Source organism: Marinobacter xiaoshiensis, from assembly GCF_031631795.1.
GTDB classification, from domain to species: Bacteria; Pseudomonadota; Gammaproteobacteria; order Pseudomonadales; family Oleiphilaceae; genus Marinobacter; species Marinobacter xiaoshiensis.
The window spans coordinates 581,622-605,963 of sequence record NZ_JAVMBO010000007.1; the positions used below are offsets into that span (position 1 = coordinate 581,622).

The 24,342-nt window shown below is 52.4% G+C and carries 19 protein-coding genes; 11 read left to right on the forward strand and 8 right to left on the reverse strand.

The features are described from left to right. Nucleotides 1-42: 42 nt before the first annotated feature. Complete coding sequence (gene gap / locus RKA07_RS06395; RefSeq protein WP_310965898.1) at nucleotides 43-1,047, reverse strand: type I glyceraldehyde-3-phosphate dehydrogenase; 1,005 nt, start codon at nucleotides 1,045-1,047, stop codon at nucleotides 43-45. A gap of 179 nt (nucleotides 1,048-1,226) precedes the next feature. Between gap and edd the strand changes: the two genes are divergently transcribed. Continuing rightward, nucleotides 1,227-3,044: a phosphogluconate dehydratase gene (gene edd / locus RKA07_RS06400; RefSeq protein ID WP_310965899.1), complete on the forward strand. Its 1,818-nt coding sequence runs from the start codon at nucleotides 1,227-1,229 to the stop codon at nucleotides 3,042-3,044. Here edd and RKA07_RS06405 read toward each other — a convergent pair. After that, entirely contained in the window at nucleotides 3,035-3,778 is a 744-nt protein-coding gene (locus RKA07_RS06405; RefSeq protein WP_310965900.1) for a nitroreductase family protein, read from the reverse strand. The genes edd and RKA07_RS06405 overlap by 10 nt on opposite strands. Nucleotides 3,779-3,894: 116 nt before the next feature. Here RKA07_RS06405 and RKA07_RS06410 point away from each other — a divergent pair, with 116 nt between their 5' ends. Continuing rightward, entirely contained in the window at nucleotides 3,895-4,488 is a 594-nt protein-coding gene (locus RKA07_RS06410) for a uracil-DNA glycosylase family protein (protein ID WP_310965901.1), read from the forward strand. Here RKA07_RS06410 and glpD read toward each other — a convergent pair. Together glpD and RKA07_RS06420 are read right to left on the reverse strand one after the other, a co-directional pair. After that, nucleotides 4,483-5,973, reverse strand: coding sequence for a glycerol-3-phosphate dehydrogenase (gene glpD / locus RKA07_RS06415; RefSeq protein WP_310965902.1), 1,491 nt, complete (start codon nucleotides 5,971-5,973; stop codon nucleotides 4,483-4,485). The genes RKA07_RS06410 and glpD overlap by 6 nt on opposite strands. Nucleotides 5,974-6,163: 190 nt before the next feature. Next, nucleotides 6,164-6,922: a DeoR/GlpR family transcriptional regulator gene (locus RKA07_RS06420; RefSeq protein WP_200201004.1), complete on the reverse strand. Its 759-nt coding sequence runs from the start codon at nucleotides 6,920-6,922 to the stop codon at nucleotides 6,164-6,166. A 210-nt stretch (nucleotides 6,923-7,132) separates the two neighbouring features. Between RKA07_RS06420 and glpK the strand changes: the two genes are divergently transcribed. Then, nucleotides 7,133-8,605, forward strand: coding sequence for a glycerol kinase GlpK (gene glpK / locus RKA07_RS06425; RefSeq protein ID WP_200201003.1), 1,473 nt, complete (start codon nucleotides 7,133-7,135; stop codon nucleotides 8,603-8,605). Between the two features lie 42 nt (nucleotides 8,606-8,647). Here the strand turns inward: glpK and RKA07_RS06430 are convergent, their stop codons facing one another. Next, nucleotides 8,648-10,549 (reverse strand): sigma-54-dependent Fis family transcriptional regulator, encoded by a 1,902-nt coding sequence (locus tag RKA07_RS06430; protein WP_200201002.1) that lies wholly within the window; start codon nucleotides 10,547-10,549, stop codon nucleotides 8,648-8,650. A 333-nt stretch (nucleotides 10,550-10,882) separates the two neighbouring features. On the opposite strand from RKA07_RS06430, the gene RKA07_RS06435 reads away from it, so the two are divergent. From RKA07_RS06435 to RKA07_RS06470, 8 genes are all read left to right on the forward strand, one after another. Continuing rightward, complete coding sequence (locus RKA07_RS06435; RefSeq protein WP_200201001.1) at nucleotides 10,883-11,977, forward strand: ABC transporter ATP-binding protein; 1,095 nt, start codon at nucleotides 10,883-10,885, stop codon at nucleotides 11,975-11,977. Next, nucleotides 11,977-13,077, forward strand: a complete 1,101-nt coding sequence (locus RKA07_RS06440) for an ABC transporter ATP-binding protein (RefSeq protein WP_200201000.1) — start codon at nucleotides 11,977-11,979, stop codon at nucleotides 13,075-13,077. Before RKA07_RS06435 ends, RKA07_RS06440 begins: the two co-directional genes overlap by 1 nt. Beyond that, nucleotides 13,077-13,943, forward strand: coding sequence for a carbohydrate ABC transporter permease (locus RKA07_RS06445; protein WP_200200999.1), 867 nt, complete (start codon nucleotides 13,077-13,079; stop codon nucleotides 13,941-13,943). The genes RKA07_RS06440 and RKA07_RS06445 overlap by 1 nt, the downstream gene beginning before the upstream one ends. Nucleotides 13,944-13,953: 10 nt before the next feature. Beyond that, entirely contained in the window at nucleotides 13,954-14,760 is an 807-nt protein-coding gene (locus RKA07_RS06450) for a carbohydrate ABC transporter permease (protein ID WP_200200998.1), read from the forward strand. An 11-nt stretch (nucleotides 14,761-14,771) separates the two neighbouring features. Further along, nucleotides 14,772-15,047 (forward strand): DUF2160 domain-containing protein, encoded by a 276-nt coding sequence (locus tag RKA07_RS06455; RefSeq protein WP_200200997.1) that lies wholly within the window; start codon nucleotides 14,772-14,774, stop codon nucleotides 15,045-15,047. A 216-nt stretch (nucleotides 15,048-15,263) separates the two neighbouring features. Beyond that, nucleotides 15,264-17,012 (forward strand): ABC transporter substrate-binding protein, encoded by a 1,749-nt coding sequence (locus RKA07_RS06460; RefSeq protein WP_200200996.1) that lies wholly within the window; start codon nucleotides 15,264-15,266, stop codon nucleotides 17,010-17,012. A gap of 182 nt (nucleotides 17,013-17,194) precedes the next feature. Continuing rightward, the gene (locus tag RKA07_RS06465) at nucleotides 17,195-17,725 is read left to right on the forward strand and encodes a methylated-DNA--[protein]-cysteine S-methyltransferase (protein ID WP_200200995.1); all 531 of its coding nucleotides are present in this window, start codon (nucleotides 17,195-17,197) and stop codon (nucleotides 17,723-17,725) included. Next, the gene (locus tag RKA07_RS06470; protein ID WP_310965903.1) at nucleotides 17,725-18,747 is read left to right on the forward strand and encodes an FAD:protein FMN transferase; all 1,023 of its coding nucleotides are present in this window, start codon (nucleotides 17,725-17,727) and stop codon (nucleotides 18,745-18,747) included. The genes RKA07_RS06465 and RKA07_RS06470 overlap by 1 nt, the downstream gene beginning before the upstream one ends. A 70-nt stretch (nucleotides 18,748-18,817) precedes the next feature. Here the strand turns inward: RKA07_RS06470 and RKA07_RS06475 are convergent, their stop codons facing one another. The 3 genes from RKA07_RS06475 to RKA07_RS06485 are packed head-to-tail and all read right to left on the reverse strand — an operon-like array spanning nucleotide 18,818 to nucleotide 24,151. Next, on the reverse strand, nucleotides 18,818-20,386 hold the full coding sequence (locus tag RKA07_RS06475; protein ID WP_310965904.1) for a hypothetical protein: 1,569 nt from the start codon (nucleotides 20,384-20,386) through the stop codon (nucleotides 18,818-18,820). 12 nt (nucleotides 20,387-20,398) lie between these two features. Next, nucleotides 20,399-22,912 (reverse strand): LamG-like jellyroll fold domain-containing protein, encoded by a 2,514-nt coding sequence (locus RKA07_RS06480; RefSeq protein WP_310965905.1) that lies wholly within the window; start codon nucleotides 22,910-22,912, stop codon nucleotides 20,399-20,401. A 6-nt stretch (nucleotides 22,913-22,918) separates the two neighbouring features. Beyond that, on the reverse strand, nucleotides 22,919-24,151 hold the full coding sequence (locus RKA07_RS06485) for a hypothetical protein (protein WP_310965906.1): 1,233 nt from the start codon (nucleotides 24,149-24,151) through the stop codon (nucleotides 22,919-22,921). Nucleotides 24,152-24,342 lie beyond the last annotated feature (191 nt).

Genomic DNA, 24,342 nt, shown 5'->3' on the forward strand with positions numbered 1-24,342 from the left:
TTAATGTTGTTCAAGTTTGTGTTTGTTCCGGAGTGGTCGCCTTTATTGGCTGGCCTCCATCAGTGCGAGAGCATTGTCCAGCATCCGGTTTGAGAATCCCCACTCATTATCGTACCAAGCCATGACTTTTACATGACAGCCAAGAACGCGAGTATGGTTTGCGTCGAAAATGCTGGATAGGGCATTGTGGTTGAAATCGATGCTGACCAGTTTCTCGACGTTGTAGCCTAGTACCGGATTGGATTCAGCAGCGGCCTTTACCGCAGCATTTACTTCTTCAATGGAGGTTTCCCGGCTTGCGATAAACCCGAAATCGACCAGCGACACGTTGATTGTTGGCACTCGCACTGCCAGGCCGTCAAGCTTTCCATCCAACTCGGGAATGATTTTCCCGATGGCTGCTGCGGCGCCGGTTTTGGTCGGGATCATCGACTGGGTTGCGGAGCGGGCGCGGTAGAGATCAGTATGGTACACATCGCCTAAATTCTGATCGTTCGTATAAGAATGTATGGTTGTCATTAGCCCGCTTTCGATGCCTATCGCTTTATGTAGCGCATCGGCAACCGGTGCCAGGCAGTTGGTGGTGCAGGACGCACTGGAAATAATAGTGTGCTGTGCCGTGAGTGTGTTGTGGTTTACACCATAAACAATCATGGCATCGGCATCCGGGCTTGGTGCCGAGATAATAACCTTGCGGGCGCCGGCTTTGATGTGGGCTTCTGCCTTATCACGCTTTGTGAATAGTCCGGTGCACTCCAAAACAAGGTCAACATTCAGTTCGCCCCAAGGCAGATCTTCCGGGTTGCGAATGGCGGTGATAGCAATCCGGTCGCCATTTACGCTGATAGATTCGGCATCGTGGCTGACTTCTGCATTAAAACGCCCGTGAACACTGTCATACTTGAGCAGGTGGGCATTGGTTTCAGCGTCGCCAAGGTCGTTGATTGCAACTACATGGAGTCGGTTGCGGTAGTCATTTTCATAAAGTGCGCGGAGGATGTTGCGGCCAATCCGTCCAAAACCATTAATTGCGATACGAATTGTCATACTCTGGATCCTGATCTGGATGTTTTGTTCGATTCTTGCTCGAACTTTGTTGTTAATGTAGTAAATATAGCAAAATAATGTTCGGTTATGAACGTCATAGTGATGAATGGCGGAAAAAGAAGGTAAAATTACGTACTATTGAGTGTAATTGCATAACTGGCAGATATTGGAGCTTCAAAATGCATCCGACGGTTCAAAAAGTTACCCAGCGAATTATCGACCGCAGCCGCGCCTCTCGAGAGGATTACCTTGGCCGGATGAATGAGCTTAAAGCACAGTCGCCGCATCGGGGCGCGCTCTCCTGCAGTAATCTTGCCCATGGCTTTGCTGCTTGTGGCCAAAGCGATAAAGACACGTTGAAGCTAATGAACAAAGCCAATGTGGCCATGGTTTCCGCTTATAACGACATGCTTTCAGCGCATCAGCCATACGCGGGTTTTCCTGATGTTATTCGTGAGGCGGCCCACGGCATGGGGTCTGTGGCCCAGTTTGCGGGTGGCACACCCGCCATGTGCGATGGCGTTACTCAAGGCCAGCCCGGTATGGAGCTCAGCCTGTTCTCTCGGGACACTATCGCCATGAGCACGGCGGTAGCTCTGAGCCACAACATGTTCGATGCCACATTATTACTGGGTGTTTGCGACAAAATTGTTCCCGGACTAATGATCGGGGCACTCAGTTTTGGGTACCTGCCCACCATCCTTGTTCCAGCCGGCCCTATGCCTTCTGGCCTTCCGAATAAAGAAAAACAGCGAATTCGTCAGCTTTATGCCGAGGGTAAGATAGGCAAAGAGGAGTTACTCGAGGCAGAGAGCAAGTCTTACCACAGTCCAGGCACCTGCACCTTTTATGGCACGGCCAATAGCAACCAGTTACTGGTTGAGGTTATGGGGCTGCATTTACCCGGGGCGGCCTTTGTTCACCCGAACACGCCGTTGCGGGATCAGCTGACCCGTGCCGCAACCGAGCAAGTGATCCGTCTATCCAGGCCCCAGGGGGGAGAGCTTGGCTTGGGTGATATGGTTGATGAGAAAAGTATTGTGAATGCGCTGGTTGCGCTTCTGGTAACGGGAGGCTCCACCAACCATACGCTGCATTGGGTGGCGATTGCCCGCGCTGCCGGTATTATTATCGACTGGGATGATTACGCCGATCTTTCCTCCGCAGTGCCTTCCATGACTCGCATCTACCCCAATGGCGAAGAAGATGTGAATGCCTTCCACGAAGCCGGTGGCACACCATTCCTGATTCGGGAACTGCTTGATAACGGGCTCTTGCATAACGATGTGGAGACGGTTGTAGGGCGAGGGCTGGAACGCTATACCCAAATGCCAACATTGGAATCCGGCAAGTTGGTCTGGCAGCCATTTATTGGAAAAAGCCTGCGTCCGGACGTGCTAAGCACTGCATCTGAGCCTTTTGCGCCAGACGGTGGCCTCAAAGTGTTGCACGGCAACCTGGGGCGGGGCGTGATCAAGGTTTCTGCGGTTGCGGCAGAACACCATAGAGTCGAAGCGCCCGCTGTGGTGTTCAATGATCAGAATGAATTGAAAGCGGCGTTCGATGCGGGCGAACTGGATAAAGATTGCGTTGTTGTCGTGCGCTTTCAGGGCCCAAGATCCAATGGCATGCCGGAACTGCACAAGCTGACGCCGTATCTCGGCGTGTTACAGGATAGAGGGTTCAAGGTTGCCCTGGTTACGGACGGCCGTATGTCTGGAGCGTCAGGCAAGGTTCCTGCTGCAATTCACGTATACCCGGAAGCTCTCGAAGGTGGGGCGCTTGCCCGGGTTAAAGATGGTGACACTATATGCCTGGATGCTGATAAGGGCACCCTGGAAATCCTTGTCGATGAAGCGGAGTTCGCAAGCCGGCAACCCGCGAGGCCAGACTTATCGGGGTATCAAAAAGGCTTTGGTCGAGAGTTGTTTGGCTGGATGCGGCGCGCGGTCAGCACGCCGGAAGAAGGTGCCAGTGTGTTCGGAGATCACAGATAGTGAATCAAGGTGTCTTGATCGACCCTGTACTGTTGGTTGTAGACGCCGTTCTCAGCTCGGCGTCCTGCGGCCAACACCATGGTGACCAGCCCTTTGCGGGGCAGTTTTAGCAATTTGCGCACGCGGCACTCGTCAAATCCTTCCATGGGGCAAGAGTCGTAATCGTGTGCACGAAGTGCGAGCATCAGGTTCTGGGCCGCTAAAGCTGTGGATTTGGTTGCCCATACTTTCATTTCGTTCACTGAGTAGGGGCCACGGGGAACAGGGCGGGTCAGCCCTACAGCCAGTCCCAGGGACTTCTTGGCCACTCCCAGGACACCAAATGGCCCTTGGTTGTAATGAATAGGTGCGATTTTTTTGTAGTACTTTTCAACAATACCAGGCAGCTTTTCATCTTTTGGCCATTCTTCCAGCGCGAGGCGAGCGTGCTTTCTCCAGGTGTCTGGGCGCGCAACAATTGCAATCAATACGGGGGCGGTGATCGCAGCATTCTGTCCCAGGCAGGCTTCAGCAAGTTTGCTTCGTAACTCGGGTGTTCTGACAACAAAAAACTCCCAAGGCTGCAGATTGCTGGAGTTTGGTGCCAGTGTGGCCAGCTCCAGGCAGTCCTCAAGTACCGCATCAGGGATGGGTTCATCTGTGAAGCGCCGGATAGAGCGGCGGCTACGAACGACCTTGCGAAACTCCTCAATATCAATTTCTGGTAGGGGTAGGGGGCTTGCTTTTGCGTTCATTATTAATACCTGGTGGTGTTGCGGCGAGCGATTCAGGCTGCTTGCCGCCTTGGATTTTGAGCTCTATGGTTACGGGAAATCGATTCTTATGCAATCGCCGGAGTGATTTGGAATCTATGATGGATAAACTTGCCCACCTGTCTTTTGAAGAGCTGGTGCAACAGGTGCGCGCCTGCAATCTGTGCGCAGACTTCTTGCCGCTGGGGCCGCGGCCAGTTGTGCAGTTGTCTCCGGAGTCCAGAATTCTTGTGGTGGGGCAAGCACCCGGAAGGCGTGTTCACGAAACTGGCGTGCCGTTTAACGATCCAAGCGGTGACCGGTTGCGGCAGTGGATGGGGATTACACGGGAGGAGTTTTACGATGACCGAAAACTGGCTATTTTGCCCATGGGGTTCTGTTACCCTGGAACCGGGAAATCCGGTGATCTACCGCCAAGGCCGGAATGCGCGCCAGCATGGCGTAGTGCATTGCTTGAGCGCTTGCCCAATATCGCGCTGACTCTGGTGATAGGGCAGTACGCCCATGCCTGGCATTTACCCGGTGCAAAGAAATCTGTTACGGAAAACGTCCGGAACTGGCGAGATTTCTGGCCAGAAAATCTGCCCATGCCTCATCCAAGCCCGCGCAATAACCTCTGGTTGCGCCGGAATCCCTGGTTTGAATCTGAGGTGATTCCGGAGCTTCAGGAACGGATATCCCAACTTCTATAAGTTTTTCTCAAGGTAGGCATCAAGCGCTTCAACATCGCTGGTTGATGCGTAGAGCCCCTGCTTGGTTCTGCGCCAAAGGATGTCCTCTGAAGTCATTGCCCACTCGTGTTTTACAAGGTGCTGAACCTCTTTCTCATACAGGTTGCCGGTAAAGAGTTGGCCTAGCTCCTCCATAGAGGTGCATCCCTGCAGGAGTTCGCGGGAAGCTGTGCCGTAAGTTCTCACATAACGGCTAATAATGTCGTCAGCCAACCAGGGGAAATTCTGCTTGAGTTCTGCTGCAAGGCTATCCTTGGTGGCAAAATCACCGCCAGGCAAAACTGCGGTTTTCGTCCAGCGGCCACCGGCTTCCGGAAAGAAATGACAAAGCTTGTTGGTTGCGACCTCGGCAAGCTTTCGGTAGGTGGTTATTTTGCCGCCGAAAACTGAAATCAAAGGCGCCTTGCCTTTTGCCTGGTCAATCTCAAACGAGTAGTCGCGGGAGGCCTTTTGGGCATTTTCTTCTTCACCGTCCATAAGTGGCCGGACACCGGAGTAAGACCAGACCACATCTGAGGGTTCCAGCTGCCTGACAAAGTGCGCATTTACAATCTTCAGCAGGTAGTCTGTCTCTTCCGGAGAAATTTTGGCATCTTTGGGGTCGCCTTCGTATTCAACATCCGTGGTGCCCACCAGAGAGAATTGATCTTCGTATGGGATCACAAACACGATGCGCTCATCTTCGTTCTGGAGAATGTAGGCTTCCTGATCCTGGTTGAGCTTGGGCACAACAATATGGCTGCCTTTAACCATTCGTATTGCTTTGGGCGCTGGCATGGAGAGAGTTTCTCCAAACAGCTTGCTTACCCAGGGGCCAGACGCGTTAACAATAACCCTGGCTGAAACGGTTTTCTCTTCTTCGCTGACCATATCGCGTAGGGTAACGGTCCAGTTTTTGTCTCCACGCACTGCATTCACGCACTTGGTTCGGGTAAGAATGGTTGCACCCGACTCCTGTGCCTTTTTCGCAGTAAGAATGACCAATCTTGCGTCATCAACCCAACCGTCGGAGTACTCAAACCCTTTGGTGATGTCTGGCTTTAATGGCCCTGACTTATCAAAGCGGATTGAACGTGACCCGGGCAGCATTTCACGTTTGGCCAGGTGGTCATAAAGGAACAAGCCTGTACGTATCATCCAGGCTGGTCTCAAGTGAGGGCGATGGGGAAGCCGAAAGCGCATTGGCCACATGATATGGGGTGAGTTCTTGAGCAGTGACTCGCGCTCAGCCAGGGCTTTTTGTACGAGCCGGAACTCATAGTGCTCCAGATAACGAAGCCCGCCGTGAATGAGCTTGCTGCTGTTCGAGGAGGTTGCAGATGCCAGGTCGTTCATTTCACAGAGCAGCACCTTGAGGTTGCGACCAGCCGCGTCCATCGCTATTCCTGTGCCATTAACGCCGCCGCCAACCACGACAACATCGTACTGTTCATGCCCCATAGTCATTGCTAGTCATCTCCTGATGCTAAGGGAAAAGGCGCCATTTTGAGGTGCTGAAAGCGAACTTTTCTGAAGCGAAATAGGTTATTTGAGTAGTATGCGAAAGACTTTTGTTTTCGTAAAGGAAAATATAGAAAATAAACGAAGATTCTGATGGGTGTTAAAGTGAAGCTGACGACTCAATGCCTGGCGCTAATCAAACAATGTGGAGTTTGATGCTGTTCTCTTTCAGAATCCGGGAGATTTCGGCAGGTGGTTTTTGGTCGGTAAATACATGATCTGCCTGGGATATATTGCCAAGCCTTACCATTGCATTTCGGCCAAACTTGGAATGGTCGGCGGCGAGTAGAACCTGATTGGAATTGGCGATAATAGCCTGCGCCACCCGAACTTCGCGGTAGTCAAAATCAAGCAGGGAGCCATCGTTGTGGATACCGCTGATTCCGATGATGCCGAAGTCCATTTTGAATTGATTGATAAAGTCGCGGGTTGCCTCGCCAACAATGCCGCCATCTCGACTTCTGACCTCTCCGCCGGCAATGATCACATGAAAATCCTCTTTGGCAGAGAGGATGGAGGCAACGTGAAGATTATTGGTTACAACCTGCAGGTTGTTCTTCTGGAGCAGGGCTTTGGCGATGGTCTCAGTGGTGGTACCAATATTGATGAACATTGAGGAATTGTCGGGGATCATTGCAACCATGGCTTCGGCAATGCGTTCCTTGGCTTCCAGATCCATGATTTTTCGAGCATGGTAGGAGGTATTCATTGTGCTGGAATCGATTCCGGCCCCACCATGATGCCGGCGTAGCTTGTTCTCTTTGGCGAGTTCGTTCAGATCCCGGCGGATGGTTTGGGGGGTTACCTTGAATTGGTCTACCAGCTGCTCGGTGGTTACAAAGCCGTTCTGTTGGATCAGCTCAATAATCAGATCCTGTCGCCGCCGCTGTGCCATTCAAAAAGCCTCCACCCTGCCGTTGTTCTTATGCGAAATAATGAGCAATTATAAACTCAGTTAGAGTAAAGTTTAGTCCTTTTGAGCATTTTATACAGTATTTAGAGCCACTTATCTGTTCGTTGGCAGATGATGTTCGCGAAATCTCTTGGCAATCATATTCAAAAAAGTAAACATACGAACAAATAAGAAAGCGAGGACGAAATAGCGATGAGCCAGTACCTGCTATCCATTGATCAGGGCACCACCAGTTCCCGGGCCATACTGTTTGATTTGAAGGGCAACATACACGCCGTACGCCAGCAGGAATTTCCTCAGCATTTTCCGGATAGTGGGTGGGTTGAACACGATCCGGAGGATATCTGGTCAACTGTCACTCAGACCTGCAACGAGGTTATGGCGGAGGAGTGCGGAGTTGATGACGAGGTTGTTGCGGTAGGTATTACCAATCAGCGGGAAACCACCATTGTTTGGGACAGGAAAACAGGCAAACCGGTTTACAACGCGATTGTGTGGCAGGACCGCCGAACTGCTTCCTATTGTAAGTCCCTCAAGAGCGCGAGCCGAGAACCCGCAGTCCACAGTAAAACCGGCCTGTTGATCGATCCCTATTTTTCTGCAACCAAAATTCGCTGGATTCTTGATAATGTTCCTGGTGCCCGTGAACGTGCAGAGCGGGGGGAGCTGGCTTTTGGAACGATCGACACGTTTCTTTTGTGGCGTCTGACTGGCGGGCGAGTACACAAAACCGACGCCACTAACGCAAGCCGAACCCTGCTGTTCAACATCCACACCCAGCAGTGGGACCCGGAGTTGCTTGAGCTGTTCAACATTCCTGAATCCCTGCTGCCCGAGGTGCTGGATTCCGCTGACGACTTTGGTGAGATCACAGAGTGTGAAGCCCTCAATGGGGTGTCGGTGCTTGGTGTGGCGGGCGACCAGCAGGCAGCCCTGTTCGGCCAAACCTGTTTCGATGTAGGAATGGCAAAAAGCACCTATGGCACCGGGTGTTTCCTCATGCTCAATACTGGTGACAAGGCATTGAAATCTGAGCACCGGCTGTTAACAACAGTAGCCTACCGCTTGAATGGCAAGCCTACCTACGCCATGGAGGGCAGCATTTTTGTGGCAGGCGCAGCGATTCAGTGGTTGCGCGATGGCCTGCAATTGATCGAGAACGCCTGCGACACAGAGCCATTGGCAAAGGATACGCCAGTAGATCATGGTGTTTATCTTGTGCCTGCCTTTACCGGGCTTGGGGCGCCTTATTGGGACCCAAATGCCCGGGGGGCGATTTTTGGTTTGACCAGAGATACGGGCATAAAAGAAATCGTGACCGCAGGGCTGCAATCTGTGTGCTACCAAACCAAAGACTTGCAGAAGGCCATGGAAAAAGACGGCATGCGCCCGATTACTCTGCGGGTTGATGGCGGCATGGTGGCGAATAATTGGGTGCTTCAGTTCCTTGCAGACATTCTGGGCGCGAGGGTCGATAGACCATCCATTATAGAAACAACAGCTTTGGGTGTGGCGTATTTGGCAGGGCTCAAGGCAGGTGTTTATGAATCACTCGATGAGCTTTCGGATCTTTGGCGGTGTGACCGTAGCTTTGAGCCCATCATGACAAAACAAAAACGCGATGAGCTGTATGAAGGATGGATTCATGCCGTTCAGAAACTCTAACCAGATCCATTGAGATCAGCAGACATAGCCGGGAGTAGGGGGTTAACGAACCCCCAACTCCCGTAGTCGTTTGTAGAGTGTGTTCCGACTGATCGAAAGCTCTCTGGCAGCGCTGGACACGTTACCTTTACACCTGTGATAAACCTGCAGTATATGGGCATGGCTATTACGCTCATCGCCCTCCCGCCGGTTTGGAATTATAGCTGGCTCAGGCTTGAAGCCGTTTGAGTGCTCGGAATCTGAAACTTCGTCTGGGGGTGTTATGCCGCTGTACTCAGCGAGAAAATCAGCAGGCAAGTGCCAAATTTGCACGTCCTCGCTATCAGCCAAGGCGATAGCTACTTTCAAAACGTTTACCAGCTGACGGATGTTGCCTGGCCAGCGGTGGTTTTCCAGCGTTGACAATAATTGAGGCGCTAAATATTCGCTTTGGCTCGAGTCCCGATGTTGCTGATAGATATGCTGAATCAGGCTTCGTATATCTTTGCGATGCCTCAACGCCGGCAATTCTACAGACAGGCCGTTGATCCGATAATAAAGGTCAGCCCGGAACTGCCCGGATTCTATGCTGGATAGCGGGGAGCGATTGGTTGCTGTGATCAGCCAAATATCAACCACAATGCTCTCTGTTGCGCCCACCGGCGTAACCACCCGTTCCTGTAATACCCTAAGCAGTCTTGATTGGGCGGAAACCGGCATTTCGCCAATCTCATCGAGAAACAAAATGCCTTTGTGAGCATTGCGGATCAAACCAAGGGAGCCTTTAGCCCGTGCGCCTGTAAATGCTCCTGGCTCGTAACCAAACAGCTCTGATTCCACAAGTTCTGGCGGTATAGCTGCGCAGTTGACGGCAACCAGCGGTTGATCTTTTCGGTTCGAAGCCTTGTGCAACGCATTCACCAGCACTTCTTTTCCTACACCTGTCTCACCCGTTATCAGAACCGGAACGCCCCGCTCCAGGACTTTCAAACTTTGCTCGGCACACCGGCGTACGGAGGCGTCACCGTATTCGAGGTTGGAAAAGCTTGCCTGCTTATCAGGGAAAGTGGAGTGCTGCACACCTGCTAACGTCTCAGCAGGCGCTGTTCGGATTGTTGAGGGCCGTTTTACAAGGGCGCTGAGCCGGACCTTACTTTTGGTTTTCAGCTGTAATGGAGCTTGTTCCGGGTGGCCAAGAATGCCACTGCGATCGGTAGTGAACAGTTCATCAAGCATGACATTCTTTGTTTGAGTGCCCAGTAGTTGGTCGGCTCGCCGGTTGCTGGCGACAACCTGGCCTGAATCATTGCATACGAGGATCCCAGACCAGGGACTATCAAAGTTATCGGCGGTCGTATTGAGTATGATTTGAAAGAAGTCAGCCTCGAACTGGCGATTGAGCAGCCGGTTTTCAACGGATTGAGCAAGCAGACGAACCATACCGAGAGTGTGATCCTGTGGCAGGTAGGCATCACTGAACACGCTCAGCACACCAGCAAGCTGTTTTTTTGAATCGAATATGGGAGCAGCTGAAGCTATGAGGCTTCTGTGTACCTTCAGGAAATGTTCGCTCCTTTGTACCTGTACCGCCCGCCCGGTTGCTATGGCCGTTCCTATGGCATTGGTGCCGCACAGTTGTTCCTGCCAGTTGGCGCCTTGCTGGAACCAGGGCTTTAACCGGGATTCAGTGATGCGCTGGTCTCCCCAGCGTTTCAGTATCCTGCCTTTCTGGTCCGCCAGAAGAATCAGGCAGCGACTGCTGGAAAGTACGTTCCGGTAATAGGGAAGCACCTCAGCCTCTGAGCTGGCGATGAGTTCACCATACTGGCACGTTAAATCTTGCAGCTGCTCGCTGCTGAGTGTTGGCTGAATTGGTTCGCCTTCGTGGTCGAGGCCAATGGCAATACAGCGCTGCCAGGAATCAGAAATGTCCGTTCGATTTGACGTGTATGTGCTCTTCTTCATCAGACTACATCCCTGTGTTCGCTTTCTTGTTTTTGGATATGCCTTGGGAAGCATGTGTTCAGTTGATGTGCGAGAACTGTTCAATAATCTGTTTAACAGTTGTTCACGTCAATGCTTTGTTTGAACAAATTGTTTCCAAGCGAACATTGCTGTTTTCGAATGGGAAACCAGGGTGTTTTTGAGCTTTGTATATAAAAACAATAACTTGGAGTTATGGTCTGGGCGGATAGGTAAAAGCTGGTATGCGATTTGCGTTCATGCTCGCAAACATTAAGTTTCCGGGTGTTCGTTTTATATCCGGTCGCGCTTTAATAAGAATAACAAGGAAAGCTTATGTCCTTAACGCTGGAGAACCTCTCCCGCACGGTCGACGGTGTCGATTACGTTCGGGATGCCAACCTCACTTTTGAGGCGGGATCTTTCAATGTTCTGCTTGGCCGGACACTAGCCGGTAAAACCTCAATGATGCGCCTGATGGCCGGCCTTGATAAGCCGACGAAGGGGCGTGTGCTCTACAAGGGGGAAGATGTTACCGGGCAGAGTGTGCAGCGCCGGAACATTTCGATGATCTACCAACAGTTCATCAATTACCCCACGCTCACCGTTTACGAAAACATCGCATCACCGCTACGCCTTGCCAAAATGTCAGGGTCCGAAATTGATCGCCGGGTGAAAGAAACCGCGTCAATGCTGCGGATCGAACCTCTGCTTAAACGTTACCCTCTTGAACTTTCCGGCGGCCAGCAACAGCGCACGGCCATGGCGCGAGCACTGGTAAAAGATGCAACGCTGGTGCTGTTCGATGAACCCCTGGTGAACCTTGATTACAAGCTGAGGGAAGAGCTTCGTGCAGAGCTGCGGGATTTGTTTCGAGAGCGCCAATGCATTGCAGTTTACGCAACCACGGAAGCCAATGAGGCTTTGGCGTTGGGTGGCACCACAACTCTGTTGCATGAGGGTGGCGTTGTTCAGAGCGGGCCTGTTATGGATGTTTATCGCTCACCCGTTAACACCCTCGCGGCACAGCTGTTCAGTGAGCCGCCCATGAACATCATCCGTGGCCGTGTAAGCGATACCGAAGTGACCTTCGATGAGTATTCACACCACGCATTAACTCAGGAGTTGGCAAGGTTGGCCCCGGGCGACTATTGGTTCGGGATTCGGCCCAGCCACATAGCGCTGGTGCCTGCCAATGATGATGACCTTGAGATGTCTATGGAGGTTGCTCTCAGCGAGATCAGTGGCTCAGAAACCTTCATGCATGTTGAGAACAGCCATTTCGAGATGGTGTTGCAGTTGATGGGCGTTCATCAATATCACACTGGCGCGCCGCTCAAGGTGTACTTGCCAGTGAACAAACTGTTTGTATTCGACAGTAATGAGCAGCTGGTGCACACACCAACACGGGTTTCAGGAGGTGCAAACTGATGGCTGAAATTCAACTGAAATCTTTGGCGCACAGTTACAGCGCAAACCCATCGGGCCCCGGTGATTACGCTATCCGACAGCTGGATCATGTATGGCACAAGGGCGGAGCTTACGCGCTGCTTGGGCCATCGGGTTGTGGCAAAAGCACCATGCTGAACATTATCTCAGGGTTGGTTCAGCCCTCTGAAGGGGAGGTGCTGTTTGATGGCAAGCGGGTGAACGAGCTGTCACCCCGAGACAGAAATATCGCCCAGGTGTTTCAGTTCCCTGTGGTCTACGACTCGATGACTGTATTCGAAAATCTGGCGTTTCCCCTCAAGAACAACAAGGTGCCAGCTGCAAAGATCAAGACCCGTGTGCAGGAAATTGCAGAGGTTCTTGAAATTGAGGACAAACTGCACAAGAAGGCGAAGAACCTTACGGCTGACGAAAAGCAAAAGGTTTCCATGGGCCGTGGTTTGGTGAGGGAAGATGTCTCCGCCATTTTGTTTGATGAACCTTTGACGGTTATCGATCCTCAGCTCAAGTGGAAGTTGCGTAGAAAGCTCAAGCAGATTCACGAGCAGTTCGATATCACCATGGTGTACGTCACCCACGATCAGCTTGAGGCATCTACCTTCGCCGACAGAATTGCCGTGATGTTCGACGGGCAGGTGGTGCAATTCGGCACACCCACGGAGCTGTTCGAAGCACCCAACCACACGTTTGTCGGCTACTTCATCGGTAGCCCAGGCATGAATATTCTGGAGGTTGAAAGATGCCAGGGGGGCGTTCGGTTTGATTCAACTGAACTGCGCCTCGAACCCTGGCAGTCAGAGATTCTCGGGGGCATGAAATCCGACAATCTGAAGGTTGGTATCCGGCCCGAGTTTATCGAAATCTCCCCGGTAATGTCCGATGACACCTACGCCGCTGAAGTGCGGGATGTGGAGGATCTTGGTACCTACAAGATTGTGACGGTGAAACTCGGCGAACAGCAGATGAAAGTGCGCCAGAGTGAAGAGTTTGATGCCGGCATTGGTAGCCAGGTAAATCTCCTGTTCCCGGGGCAGTGGCTAATGCTTTATGTGGATGAATTCCTGGTACAGGAGCAACAGTGATGGACAAGATCCCGGATAACAGAGCCTGGTGGCTCGTCCTGCCGGTTTTCCTGCTCGTAGCCTTTTCGGCACTCGTACCACTTATGACGGTGGTGAACTATTCCGTTCAGGATATTTTTGGCCCGGGCCAAGCCTACTACGTTGGCACGGAGTGGTTTAAAGAAGTTCTGACGGATCAACGATTGCAGGATTCATTGATCCGACAGTTTGCCTTCTCCGGCGCGGTATTGTTGATTCAGATTCCGTTGGGTATTGGTGTTGCGCTTATGATGCCCAAGTCTGGAATCAAGGGGTCACTTTGTCTCATTCTGGTTGCTATTCCGCTACTTATTCCCTGGAACGTTGTAGGGACTATCTGGCAAATATTTGCCCGGGGCGATATCGGATTATTTGGCTGGGCGGTGAACCAGGCCGGCATCGATTACAACTACACGGGGGATACGGTAGATGCCTGGCTGACCGTCCTTCTTATGGATGTTTGGCACTGGACACCTCTGGTTGCTCTGTTGTGCTACTCAGGATTGAGGGCTATTCCCGAGGCCTTTTACCAAGCCGCTGAAATTGATCGTGCTTCCAAGTGGGCAGTGTTTCGTTATATCCAGCTCCCGCGCCTAAAGAGCGTATTGATCATTGCTGTGCTGTTGCGGTTTATGGACAGCTTCATGATTTATATCGAACCCTTTGTGCTCACTGGCGGGGGCCCGGGGAGCTCGACGACCTTCCTTAGCCAGACCCTTACAACCATGGCAATAGGGCAGTTTGATCTTGGGCGTGCAGCGGCATTCTCATTGATCTACTTCCTGATCGTATTGCTGATCTCCTGGTTGTTCTTCACAGCCATTACTCACGCCGATAAAGAAAAATAAGGAGAGTGTGATGAGGCAAACAGGCTATAAAAACATCGGGATCACCATATACATCCTGCTCCTTCTTACGCCGGTTTACTGGCTGCTGAACATGTCGTTTAAAACCAACCGTGAAATTCTCGGGGGGCTTACGTTATGGCCGCAGAATTTCACGTTTGATAATTATGCCGTGATCTTTACAGATCCCAGTTGGTATAACGGCTACCTCAACTCAATGGCGTATGTCTCCATCAACGTGGTGATTACCTTGTTGGTTGCTTTGCCTGCGGCCTACGCCTTCAGTCGGTACAAATTTCTGGGGGACAAGCATCTGTTTTTCTGGTTGCTCAGCAACCGGATGGCGCCGCCGGCGGTTTTCCTGCTGCCATTCTTTCAGCTGTATTCATCTATCGGGCTTTTCGATACCCACATTGCCGTTGCCTTGGCCCACTGTTTATTCAACGTGCCCTTGGCGGTTTGGATTCTTGAGGGGTTCATGAAGGGCGTTCCTCGTGAATACGACGAGATGGCTTATATCGATGGCTACAGTTTTCCCAAATTCTTCATCAAAGTGTTTTTGCCGATGATTCGCTCAGGTATCGGCGTAACGGCCTTTTTTGCCTTCATGTTTTCATGGGTTGAGTTGCTTCTGGCGAGAACATTGACCTCTGTGGATGCTCAGCCAATTGGCGCAATCATGACTCGTACGATAGGGGCGAGTGGTATTGATTGGGGTGTGCTGGCCGCGGCTGGCGTTCTAACAATAATCCCAGGCTTGCTGGTTATCTGGTTCGTTCGTAACCATGTGGCTAAAGGCTTCGCTCTCGGGCGCGTTTAAGGAGAAAGCAAATGATTGCCTGGATGAATTGGACCCCTACGGTCATCGTGTTTTTTGCAGTTATTGCAATGATTCTTGCGGTAATGACCGTTTACGAAATCGTGTCTCCCTGCACAGAGCGCAAAGGCTTTCTACCAATAGAGACAACGCGCGGAGACCGACTGTTTATTGGTTTGCTTTCGGCAGCCTACATACACCTCACGTTCCTTGCGGTTAGTGACATCACTTTGTGGATTGCGTTGGCTGTGTCTGTTGTCTGGCTTCTTGTTTTGCTGCGATGGGGCTAGGAAGGCGGTCAAAAAGGGGCAATAAACGCACCCCGAATAAACTTGCTCAAATGTTGTAAAGGATTCGAAACCGAACTATTTTTTCACCAGGAACGAAAGTGATGAGTGTTTGGTTTTCGAAAAGGCAAGGCTAGAAGTAACAAGAGCTGTAACAAGCCAAAAACCGGAGCGAGGGCTTTCTTCGCCCCATTCATAATAAAGATGACGAGGTTGGGTATGTTTAAAAACAATAAATATCCTAAGACCCTACTGCTTGGCGCTGCAATCGGTGCCGTCAGTATGGGCCTGAGCCTGCAGGCCAGTGCTGACCAGTACTCGGATGCAGCTGAAAAGTGGGTAAACGACTCGTTCAAACGGTCTACCCTTACCAAAGAACAGCAGATGGAAGAAATGGCCTGGTTCACCAAAGCTGCGGAGCCTTTCCGTGGCATGGAAATCAATGTTGTTTCAGAAACCATTGCGACCCACGAATACGAATCCAGCGTGCTGGCCAAGGCCTTCACCGACATTACCGGCATCAAGCTTACCCATACCCTGATTCAGGAAGGGGATGTTATCGAGAAGCTGCAAACCCAGATGCAGTCGGGGCGCAACATCTATGATGGCTACGTGAATGACTCTGACTTGATTGGTACTCACGTCAGGTACGGTAAGGTTGTAGCGGTTGAAGATATTATGAAGGGTGAAGGCAAGGACCTAACCCTGCCAACGCTGGATCTTGATGATTTCATCGGCCTTGATTTCACCACCGGCCCTGATGGCAAACTTTACCAACTGCCAACTCAGCAGTTTGCAAACCTGTATTGGTTTCGCGCTGACTGGTTTGAGCGTGCAGATCTGAAAAAGCAGTTCAAGGAACTCTACGGTTATGACTTGGGTGTTCCTGTTAACTGGTCGGCCTACGAAGACATTGCAGAGTTCTTCTCGGTTCACGTTAAAGAGATAGACGGCAAAAAAGTATACGGCCACATGGACTACGGCAAGAAGGACCCCTCCCTGGGATGGCGCTTTACCGATGCCTGGTTCTCCATGGCTGGCGCTGGCGATAAAGGCTTGCCTAACGGTTTGCCAGTAGATGAGTGGGGTGTTCGGGTAGAGGATTGCCACCCTGTTGGTTCTGATGTCTCCCGCGGTGGTGCTACAAACAGCCCGGCTGCTGTATACGCGACAGAGAAGTACGTTGAGTGGATGGGCAAGTATGCGCCGCCAGAGGCTACGGGGATGACCTTCTCCGAATCTGGCCCCGTACCTGCACAAGGCAATGTAGCTCAGCAGATTTTCTGGTATACGGCCTTCACCGCGAGCATGATTGAAGAAGGGCTTCCGGTTGTAGATGAAAAAGGACTGCCGAAGTGGCGTATGGCGCCGTCTCCACGTGGCCCCTACTGGGAAGAAGGCATGAAGCTGGGTTATCAGGACGTGGGTTCCTGGACCTTCCTGAACTCGACACCTGAAAAGCGTCGTTTGGCGGCATGGCTTTACGCGCAGTTCACTGTGTCGAAAACAGTGTCACTTGAAAAGCTTGTGGCGGGCCTCACTCCCATTCGCGATTCCGATATCAACTCGGACGTGATGACGGAAATGGCACCCAAGCTGGGTGGTCTGGTTGAGTTCTACCGTAGCCCTGCAAGGGTTCAGTGGACGCCTACCGGCACCAACATTCCAGATTACCCGAAGATGGCTCAGTTGTGGTGGCAGTATGTTGCCCAGGCAGCTAGTGGCGAAGCCACAGCGCAGGAAGCGCTTGATGGCTTGGCAAAGGCTCAGGACCGGGTTATGGAACGGCTTGAGAGAGCCAATGTTCTGACCACCTGTGCTCCCAAGCTGAACGAGCCGCGTGATCCGCAGTACTGGTTCGACCAGCCTGGCGCACCCAAGCCCAAACTGGCGAATGAAAAAGTGCAGGGTCAAACTGTACCTTACGATGAGCTGATTAAAACCTGGGAAGACGCTCGCAAGAGCTGAGCCCGGTAGTATTTTGTAGTAACTTGCCGGGCGCTGTCGTTCAACCAGTGCCCGGCAAGCTGTTCTATCCCTTCTCTTATAAAAAATTGCACGATTGCCTTCTCACTGACATGATCCGTAATACGCTTGCTTGAACTCACGAGTACCGCAATACCGGATGAGCCCATGCTGAGGAGTTTTTCATGACGGCCAAGAACGCCCAGGACGAAACCATCCAATGGCAAACCGGCCACTGTTACCTCGGCGAGGTTCTGGTTGCATGCACGCCTCGTGGCGTATGTGCTGTTTTGCTGGGAGACACAGCTGACGAATTGGTTGAAGACCTGGCTCAACGTTTCCCCCGTGCCGAACTCATCCATGCAAACGATTTTCGGGCCCCCTGGTTTACCGAGGTAATGAACTACCTGATCGACAGCCGAAGACCACTCTCTGTAGAGCTTGATGTTCGAGGCACGGATTTTCAATGTAGAGTCTGGCAGGCACTGCAACAGATTCCTTCTGGGTGCTCGTCCAGCTATGGCGATATCGCCCAGCAATTAGGCCTGCCCACCGCCTCGAGAGCTGTCGCAGGTGCCTGTGCTGCCAACCCGCTGGCGGTGGTTGTTCCATGCCATCGAGTTTTACGTGGTGATGGCAGCCTTTCTGGATATCGCTGGGGTGTTAAGCGCAAACAAGCCGTATTGAGCCACGAACAGGGACTGTCTGATCGGTGATGCCTAAAAATTGTTTCAATCCCTTCAATATCCTTGAGTTTATCGGTTTGAATCCTTCTTTATTTCTTCTTTTTGTATTTCTGGTGCCTTCGGTGGCTCAGGCAAAGTGGTTCCGTTACACAGATACGGCTATGACGACACCGGTGGAGCTTGAGTTTTGGGCTGCTGAGAAAAGCGTTGCTGATGCAATCGCGAAAGATGTTCTGGCGGTGTTCCACCAAGTAGACAGGGACATGAGCCGGTACCGGGAGGACTCCGAACTCTCTGGCCTTAACCGTAAAGCAGCGGATGACCCAGTGCAGGTAAGCACCGGCCTGTTTCAGGTTCTGAGGAAAGCGGAAGAAGTAGCTGTTCTTAGCGGTGGTGCTTTTGATATCAGCTTTGGGTCTGTCGGTTACTTGTACGACTACCGGGAGCGCAAGCAGCCAAGCGAGGAGGCACTTCAGGCCAGGCTTGGCCATATTAATCATCAGGACATTGTTCTGGATGATAAGGCGCAAACAGTCTTCTTTCGCCAGAAAGGCTTGTTGATCGATTTGGGAGGTATTGCCAAAGGTTACGCAGTGGATCTTGGTATAGAGCATCTGAAATCAGCCGGCGTGCGCCATGCACGGCTCAGTGCGGGTGGTGATTTGCGCTTGCTAGGCGATAAGCGCGGCCGGCCTTGGCTTGTGGGTGTTCGTGACCCCCGCTCAGAAAATCGCAATGTGGTGGTGTTGCCGCTTGCCGATCTCGCTATTTCCACATCCGGTGATTACGAACGCTTTTTTATTGATGATCAGGGCGAGCGTGTGCACCACATACTTTCCCCCGGTACAGGGAAATCCGTGCGAGGTGTGCAGAGCGTTACCATTATTGGTAACGATGCGCTGACAACCGATGGCTTGTCTACGGCTGTATTTGTGCTGGGCCCGAAAAAGGGTCTGGAGATGATTGAGAAGTTGCCGGGTATTGATGCGATCATCATTGATGATCAGCGAATGATGCACTTTACGGAAGGGTTGGCGCCCCCGGAATCTTGATGGGGATGCCGGGGGGGGATGATGCAAAAATCTATCGCTTGGAAGTATCAGCTTTGGAGACTGTGTACGTTCAAACTAAAGGATTGAAGGCAAGCAGCCGGTCCTGACTCGCCGTGTTCCCGAGACCGTGCCCGACGAATGTTGAAGCAAAACGTCCTCGATCGCCGTTCAACTGCATGTAGTTCAGCAAAACGGTTTGCACTAGTTGGTTTACGTTGTTTGCTGCCGGGCTGGACGCCGTCTCTACAGATGCATCTGCGCGCATAAATCCAATCTGGAACCCGGTTTGGATGCCCGTCGGGTTGCGGTCCTGGTAAAGTGAAGGACGACCTCCGGGGTTATAAACCAGGAAAAATGACGCTGCGGTTTGTTGGTTATCACCGGTCCACACACCTTTGCCCCTGCCATCTTCAGAGTCATCCAGCGTGCCGTTGCTGGATACTGAGCCGTCGCTGAATACATACAACATCAGTGGCTTGTTCATTCTCGCAGCGTATTCCAAACAGGCTCCCATGCAGCGTCCAGCCAGTAAGTCCCTGCGTTCTCCGGTTGCTCTTTCACCCGTGTGGTAGTCGTAGCCACCCATGGTAATAGTGCCTGCGCCCGCAAAGCCGTTTACAGCCAGCTTCATTACGGAAGCTGTCTTTTGGAATTCACGGTTGGATCTGAACTCTTCTTCAGTGAAAATGCCTGTGTTTCCCACTATTTCCGGGTCTTGGCCGGGGTCCAAAATCGTTGGGTCGCCATAGGTATCAATTATGTCTGCGCTCTTGGCGTAGCCGCACCGCACCAGTTTTCGGATTTCATTTTCGGCGCTGCTGCCGAGGCCGGTGCTGACGCTGTTCATTTTGGCATCACTGATCCGTTGAACGGCTTCCATCACAGACACCGCATCGGTTTGGTTCAATATGGATGTGAGGTCACCTACATCTACCAAGCCTTTGGCATCGCTTGGCCGGTCAATTTTGGTGGGGCGCACTTCCGGGTTTATGAGGTTCATTGGTGCCATGGAATTGCCCCCCGATTCGGTGCTTTGAGAGCCGATCAGGGAGAGCAGGGAGCCATTGGCGCCAGCTTTGTGAATACCATACATGGGGTTGTGGGGATTGTTGCCGGTGTCATTTTCCGAGCGCGCCGCAATAATCGCACCGTTGATCTGCATGCGAGTCATCATGCTGGTGCTTTGCTGGATTCCCCTTAAAAAGCCGCTATCTGAGTGGAATGCCAGTCCCAGTTCTGTGTTCACAAAGGCTGGATCGTTCGGGAGCATATTACCCGGCACACCAAGCTTGCTGTAGCCAGCAGTGCTCAGGAAATCCATTTGCCCGCCAGATTTTCCCATCAGCACGTTGGAGCCCGCAATGCTGGCACCGCCGGCCAGGTCAAAGCAGATAAACGGGATTTTTCCTGCACCTGCGATACCGATGCCACATTCTGCTTTTATTTGTTCAGACAACTCGGCAGCTGCCGTTCGGGGGTTAGCGAACAGGCCGAGCATTGAAGTGCCAACAACCGTTGCAGTGCCGGCCCTGAAGCCTTGAGCAATGAACTCCCTGCGAGTCCGTGGTCGCCCGTGGTCGTTGTGGAAGAGGGGCTCGCCATTGGCCAGAGGCCGTTTTAAGGGTTTGCGTATAAACATGAGCGTAGTCCTCTACTGAACCAGGGTGGTGGCGCTGCCAAGTACAGCGGCACAACTTGCTTTAACAATGGTTGCGGTGCGGTCAGCCGGGCAAGTGTCGCCACCACACAGGGCGAGCTGCTTTATCAGGCCGCCCACTTCGGTCTCAATGGTCTCTGTGCTGGGCTGGGAGCCCAGATTGTCACCCACAAACCGGGCTAACAGAGGCCCGGTAATCAGGCTTTCGCCGCCATGCTCAAAGGCCGTTGCGGCAGGTGCTGAGAAATCAAAGCCCGGGAAAAAGTCCTGCCTTCTTTGAGCATCGGATACCAATACATCGCAATACTGAATCGCCACCTGGGTAATGGCCATCTGGTGGGATGAAAGAAAGCCCTCAATATTCTCCACCGTGGGCAATTGCTGTTTCACGGTTTTGAAGGTATCCGCAACCGCTGGAGTGGTGCTTGGGATATCTGTCATGCGAGCCATGGACTCATTGATTTCATCAAAAGTCTTCATCCCGATGTCGGATGGGCGCTCCAGGATTGTTGGTGCAACGGTTCCGGTTAACGGCGGTTCGGTGCGTGAGAAGGTGCTGCTGCCAAGACGGTCAAATGTTAGGAAGAACTCGTCACTATCCGGGCCGTTTTCCAGTGCGATGATAGTGCCTAGCCGAGATAAGGGCTGGCCTTTGCCTGGCTCATAGGCGTTGCTATCCAGAGTTACTTTAAGGTTCGCCCAAGCCTGGCCGACAGTGGCTTCTTTGCCGTTGATACCCAGGCGCATACCCTCAAGCGCAATACCGGATGGCTGAGCCGTTTCATCAAGGCTGATAAAGAACGGCTCGGTGAAGCGATAGCTGTAGTTATCGAATACGCTTACATCGAAAACGATAAAGCTTTCAGGTACATCGATAAGGTGGGAAACACCAAACAGCAGATAGAACTTCTGGCCTACACCCACATCGTAGTTTGTTTTGACCTGTTCTGATGTTAGTGCCCGGTTATGGAAGGCGACCATGCGAATGACACCTTGCCAAGGAGAACGGCCATCCGTCTCGTTCCCAAGAACGAGCGCAAAGCTGTCGTCCCAATCGGAAAACAGGCCAGGGTCGTCCGGATCGAGATCGCCGGAGTGCTCGCCGTTGACATAGATCTGCCGCCCAGTGCCAGGGCTATAGTTCACGACAACGTGCTGAAGAGTGGCCTGCAGGAGTTGGTCACCATCTTGAGTAGCGAACGGAGTGTTTTCATCGCTGGTGGTGCTGCGATGGAGCACTTCGTACCGTTGCAGGGTCTGGCTCAGTGTTACGTTCCGGGCAGTGGAGGAGCCAGAGTAGGTAATGATTCTTGCATCCTCCTGGGTAATGTTCCCCGGCGCGACCCAGGCTTCGATGGCATATTCACCGGACCCTGTCAGCAAGCTATGCAGTTTGCTGCTGCTGGCGGTCGAACCTTGCGCTTTGCCGGCGGGTATTACAGGGGCACTTTCCGGCTTGACTTCGGGGCCTATATTGATTCCCCAGCCCAGTACCCAGTCAACGTTGCCGCTGAGAGTAAGATCGAGCGGTGTGGAGGCGCCGCTGGTGTCGTAGGCGATCTGACCCTGGCCAGATTGGAATTCATACAGCGCAACAATATTGTCCTCAAAGCGCCCGCCAGAATTGGCGAGAAGGCCGTCTGAATCCAGTACCAGTGCCCTGCTGGCTACCAGAGCAGGATCGACCGGCTCGGGTGATAATGGCTCTGCGAACTGTTCAATAGCCATCTGCATCATGCCAGCAGACCAGTCGCAATCTGTCTCACCTCCATTTGCCCAGCAGTTGTGGAAATCTCTTCTCAGGCGGACTACAAAACGGGAATTTTCCGGCGAGTTCAGGTCTATCCTGCTTTGGGATTGTTGGTAGGCGATATCTACATTATCGCTGGCAACGTAAGGTGTTTGGCCACCGTCGCCATGGCATTCGGCGCAGTAGGTTCTCAATACTGGATAAACGGTGCTTCCGAAGGCGCTGCTGCCTTCCGGGAAAGCGATGGTTGAGCCAGGCGATTTGAGCACCGGCGCTTGAAGCTCCACCGTTTTCACAGAGCCCTCAGCTCCATCAGCCCACTTCGAAATATAGGTGGTCAGAATATTCCCGCAGACGACGTCACTGCCTGTCCAGCAGTTATGGCCACCGGCTACTTTGGTCACCATTCTGGATTGGGAGGGTGCAGTGAGATCTACAATGGTTCTAGCTTGGGCGTAGGCGCTGTTGATGTTGTTCTGGTCAACAAATGTGGGCGACTGGCCGCCCGCACCGTGGCAGGAACCACAGCGATTGTCCTGCACAAGGTTGTCCCAGACATTCAGTTTAAAACTCTGTATATCAGCGGTAGCCGGTGCGGGGCCGCTGTAGCTAATGGTATTTGATCCAGAAGATGTATTTGGCAGCGCCTCTGTGGACTCGCCACCACAGGCGCTGAGGAAGAGGGTGAACACTATCAGTAGTGCAATAGGTGCTGCGGAGCGGAGTTGGTTTGATCCGGGGAGCGTTAGTGTTTTCATCAGGCGTTACTCCCCCGCACAGTAAACAGCAGATTCGGCAAACACCTGCTTCAGATTGTAGTTATGGGACCTGAAACTCGACACCATGGCTTCGATCTGAGTGTGGTCAGCGCTGGTAGAGGGTGGCCTGAGGCATATATTTGTGAACACTTTCTTTACCTGACACTCTGCGAAGGCGCCGGAGCGTGCCCACTCTTCACCAAGACTTTTTGCACCGTGACCCGAACCGGGCAAGCTCCCATCCCAATCTAGCCGCCGGTTGGTGCCCTGGCGCCAGTAGTTATCCCATTTGTCGTCCGGCGTGACATACCCCGGGGCAAAGGTGGTGGAGTTGATGAGGTACTTGCCCTGCACCCGTGACTGAGTCTCCGGGTCATTAACGGTGTTGTAAACGAGTCTTCCAAGCATTCCATCAGGATCACTGTCCGGGTTGTATTCGTAATCGTAGTAGGCAAAAGCCTGGGTCATGGGGTCCATCCCCGTATGGCAGCCCACGCAGTTGTTCAGGAACACACGGCTATCGCCACCCGGGCTTCGTGAAACGTCCTGGCGAATTCTGTCCGGCGGAAGGTTTACGTCGGCCACCTGTTCCAGATCCCGGCACATGTGGTTGATCAGGGTAAATCGGAACATGGCGCGATTAGTACCAGCGCTGAAGAAGGCTCTGGCCGCTGCGCGGGAGGTTATTACGCCGGCGGTGGCATCGGTGGGCAGGCCCGTGACGGATGACTGGCTCAGGCCCCGGAAGTTTTGTTTGTCGGAAAGGTCGTGGCCAAGTTTCTCGATCATCTCATAATGATCGTTGTTTGAGTTGGAATAGGTTGGTACATCGTTCCAGGTGCCAACGTACAAGATGTCGTCGTACAGAACCCTGCGAAAATCTGCATCATCTCGCACCAGGCCGATCACTGTAGCGGTGTAATCGTTCAAGGGAACAAACGGCGTCATCGCCTCATTGGTCCAGGGAGCCGCAAAGTTTTTCAACGTTACATTATAAAACGCCCGATCTTCCATTGCGGTAAAGGCAGCGTTGAGCGCTCTGTTGGCCTCAATCTCCCGCGTCATATCATCAAGCCTGGAGGCAGACGGAGGTACGCCCGCAATCCTGTCATGAATGCGCTTGGCCTGTTCCCGCGGTCCGGCGCTGGCTGTGCAAGTAAATGTGGCGGTAAGCAAAATCAGCAGTGACATACTGCATGCCTTGAATGCGCTAGCGTGCATTCGCTCTTTGGCTTTCATGTCGCTGTCCTCGGTGGTCTTGGCTGGGGCACAATAGGCCAATTTGACAATTGTTAATAGTTTATACTTGCAATTAGCATCGGATTTGTGGGGCGCTCCACGTAATTACATTTACTTACGTAAAGCTCCTAGAGATACATGGATGCCCAGACTTAATTTATGTCACGAATTCACTGTTTCAGTGCGTTGAC

Excerpts from the sequence above, each read along its gene's own strand:
- gap (WP_310965898.1), bottom strand. The coding sequence starts at position 1,047 with ATGACAATTCGTATCGCAATTAATGGTTTTGGACGGATTGGCCGCAAC.
- edd (WP_310965899.1), top strand. The coding sequence starts at position 1,227 with ATGCATCCGACGGTTCAAAAAGTTACCCAGCGAATTATCGACCGCAGC.
- RKA07_RS06405 (WP_310965900.1), bottom strand. The coding sequence starts at position 3,778 with ATGAACGCAAAAGCAAGCCCCCTACCCCTACCAGAAATTGATATTGAG.
- RKA07_RS06410 (WP_310965901.1), top strand. The coding sequence starts at position 3,895 with ATGATGGATAAACTTGCCCACCTGTCTTTTGAAGAGCTGGTGCAACAG.
- glpD (WP_310965902.1), bottom strand. The coding sequence starts at position 5,973 with ATGACTATGGGGCATGAACAGTACGATGTTGTCGTGGTTGGCGGCGGC.
- RKA07_RS06420 (WP_200201004.1), bottom strand. The coding sequence starts at position 6,922 with ATGGCACAGCGGCGGCGACAGGATCTGATTATTGAGCTGATCCAACAG.
- glpK (WP_200201003.1), top strand. The coding sequence starts at position 7,133 with ATGAGCCAGTACCTGCTATCCATTGATCAGGGCACCACCAGTTCCCGG.
- RKA07_RS06430 (WP_200201002.1), bottom strand. The coding sequence starts at position 10,549 with ATGAAGAAGAGCACATACACGTCAAATCGAACGGACATTTCTGATTCC.
- RKA07_RS06435 (WP_200201001.1), top strand. The coding sequence starts at position 10,883 with ATGTCCTTAACGCTGGAGAACCTCTCCCGCACGGTCGACGGTGTCGAT.
- RKA07_RS06440 (WP_200201000.1), top strand. The coding sequence starts at position 11,977 with ATGGCTGAAATTCAACTGAAATCTTTGGCGCACAGTTACAGCGCAAAC.
- RKA07_RS06445 (WP_200200999.1), top strand. The coding sequence starts at position 13,077 with ATGGACAAGATCCCGGATAACAGAGCCTGGTGGCTCGTCCTGCCGGTT.
- RKA07_RS06450 (WP_200200998.1), top strand. The coding sequence starts at position 13,954 with ATGAGGCAAACAGGCTATAAAAACATCGGGATCACCATATACATCCTG.
- RKA07_RS06455 (WP_200200997.1), top strand. The coding sequence starts at position 14,772 with ATGATTGCCTGGATGAATTGGACCCCTACGGTCATCGTGTTTTTTGCA.
- RKA07_RS06460 (WP_200200996.1), top strand. The coding sequence starts at position 15,264 with ATGTTTAAAAACAATAAATATCCTAAGACCCTACTGCTTGGCGCTGCA.
- RKA07_RS06465 (WP_200200995.1), top strand. The coding sequence starts at position 17,195 with ATGACGGCCAAGAACGCCCAGGACGAAACCATCCAATGGCAAACCGGC.
- RKA07_RS06470 (WP_310965903.1), top strand. The coding sequence starts at position 17,725 with ATGCCTAAAAATTGTTTCAATCCCTTCAATATCCTTGAGTTTATCGGT.
- RKA07_RS06475 (WP_310965904.1), bottom strand. The coding sequence starts at position 20,386 with ATGTTTATACGCAAACCCTTAAAACGGCCTCTGGCCAATGGCGAGCCC.
- RKA07_RS06480 (WP_310965905.1), bottom strand. The coding sequence starts at position 22,912 with ATGAAAACACTAACGCTCCCCGGATCAAACCAACTCCGCTCCGCAGCA.
- RKA07_RS06485 (WP_310965906.1), bottom strand. The coding sequence starts at position 24,151 with ATGAAAGCCAAAGAGCGAATGCACGCTAGCGCATTCAAGGCATGCAGT.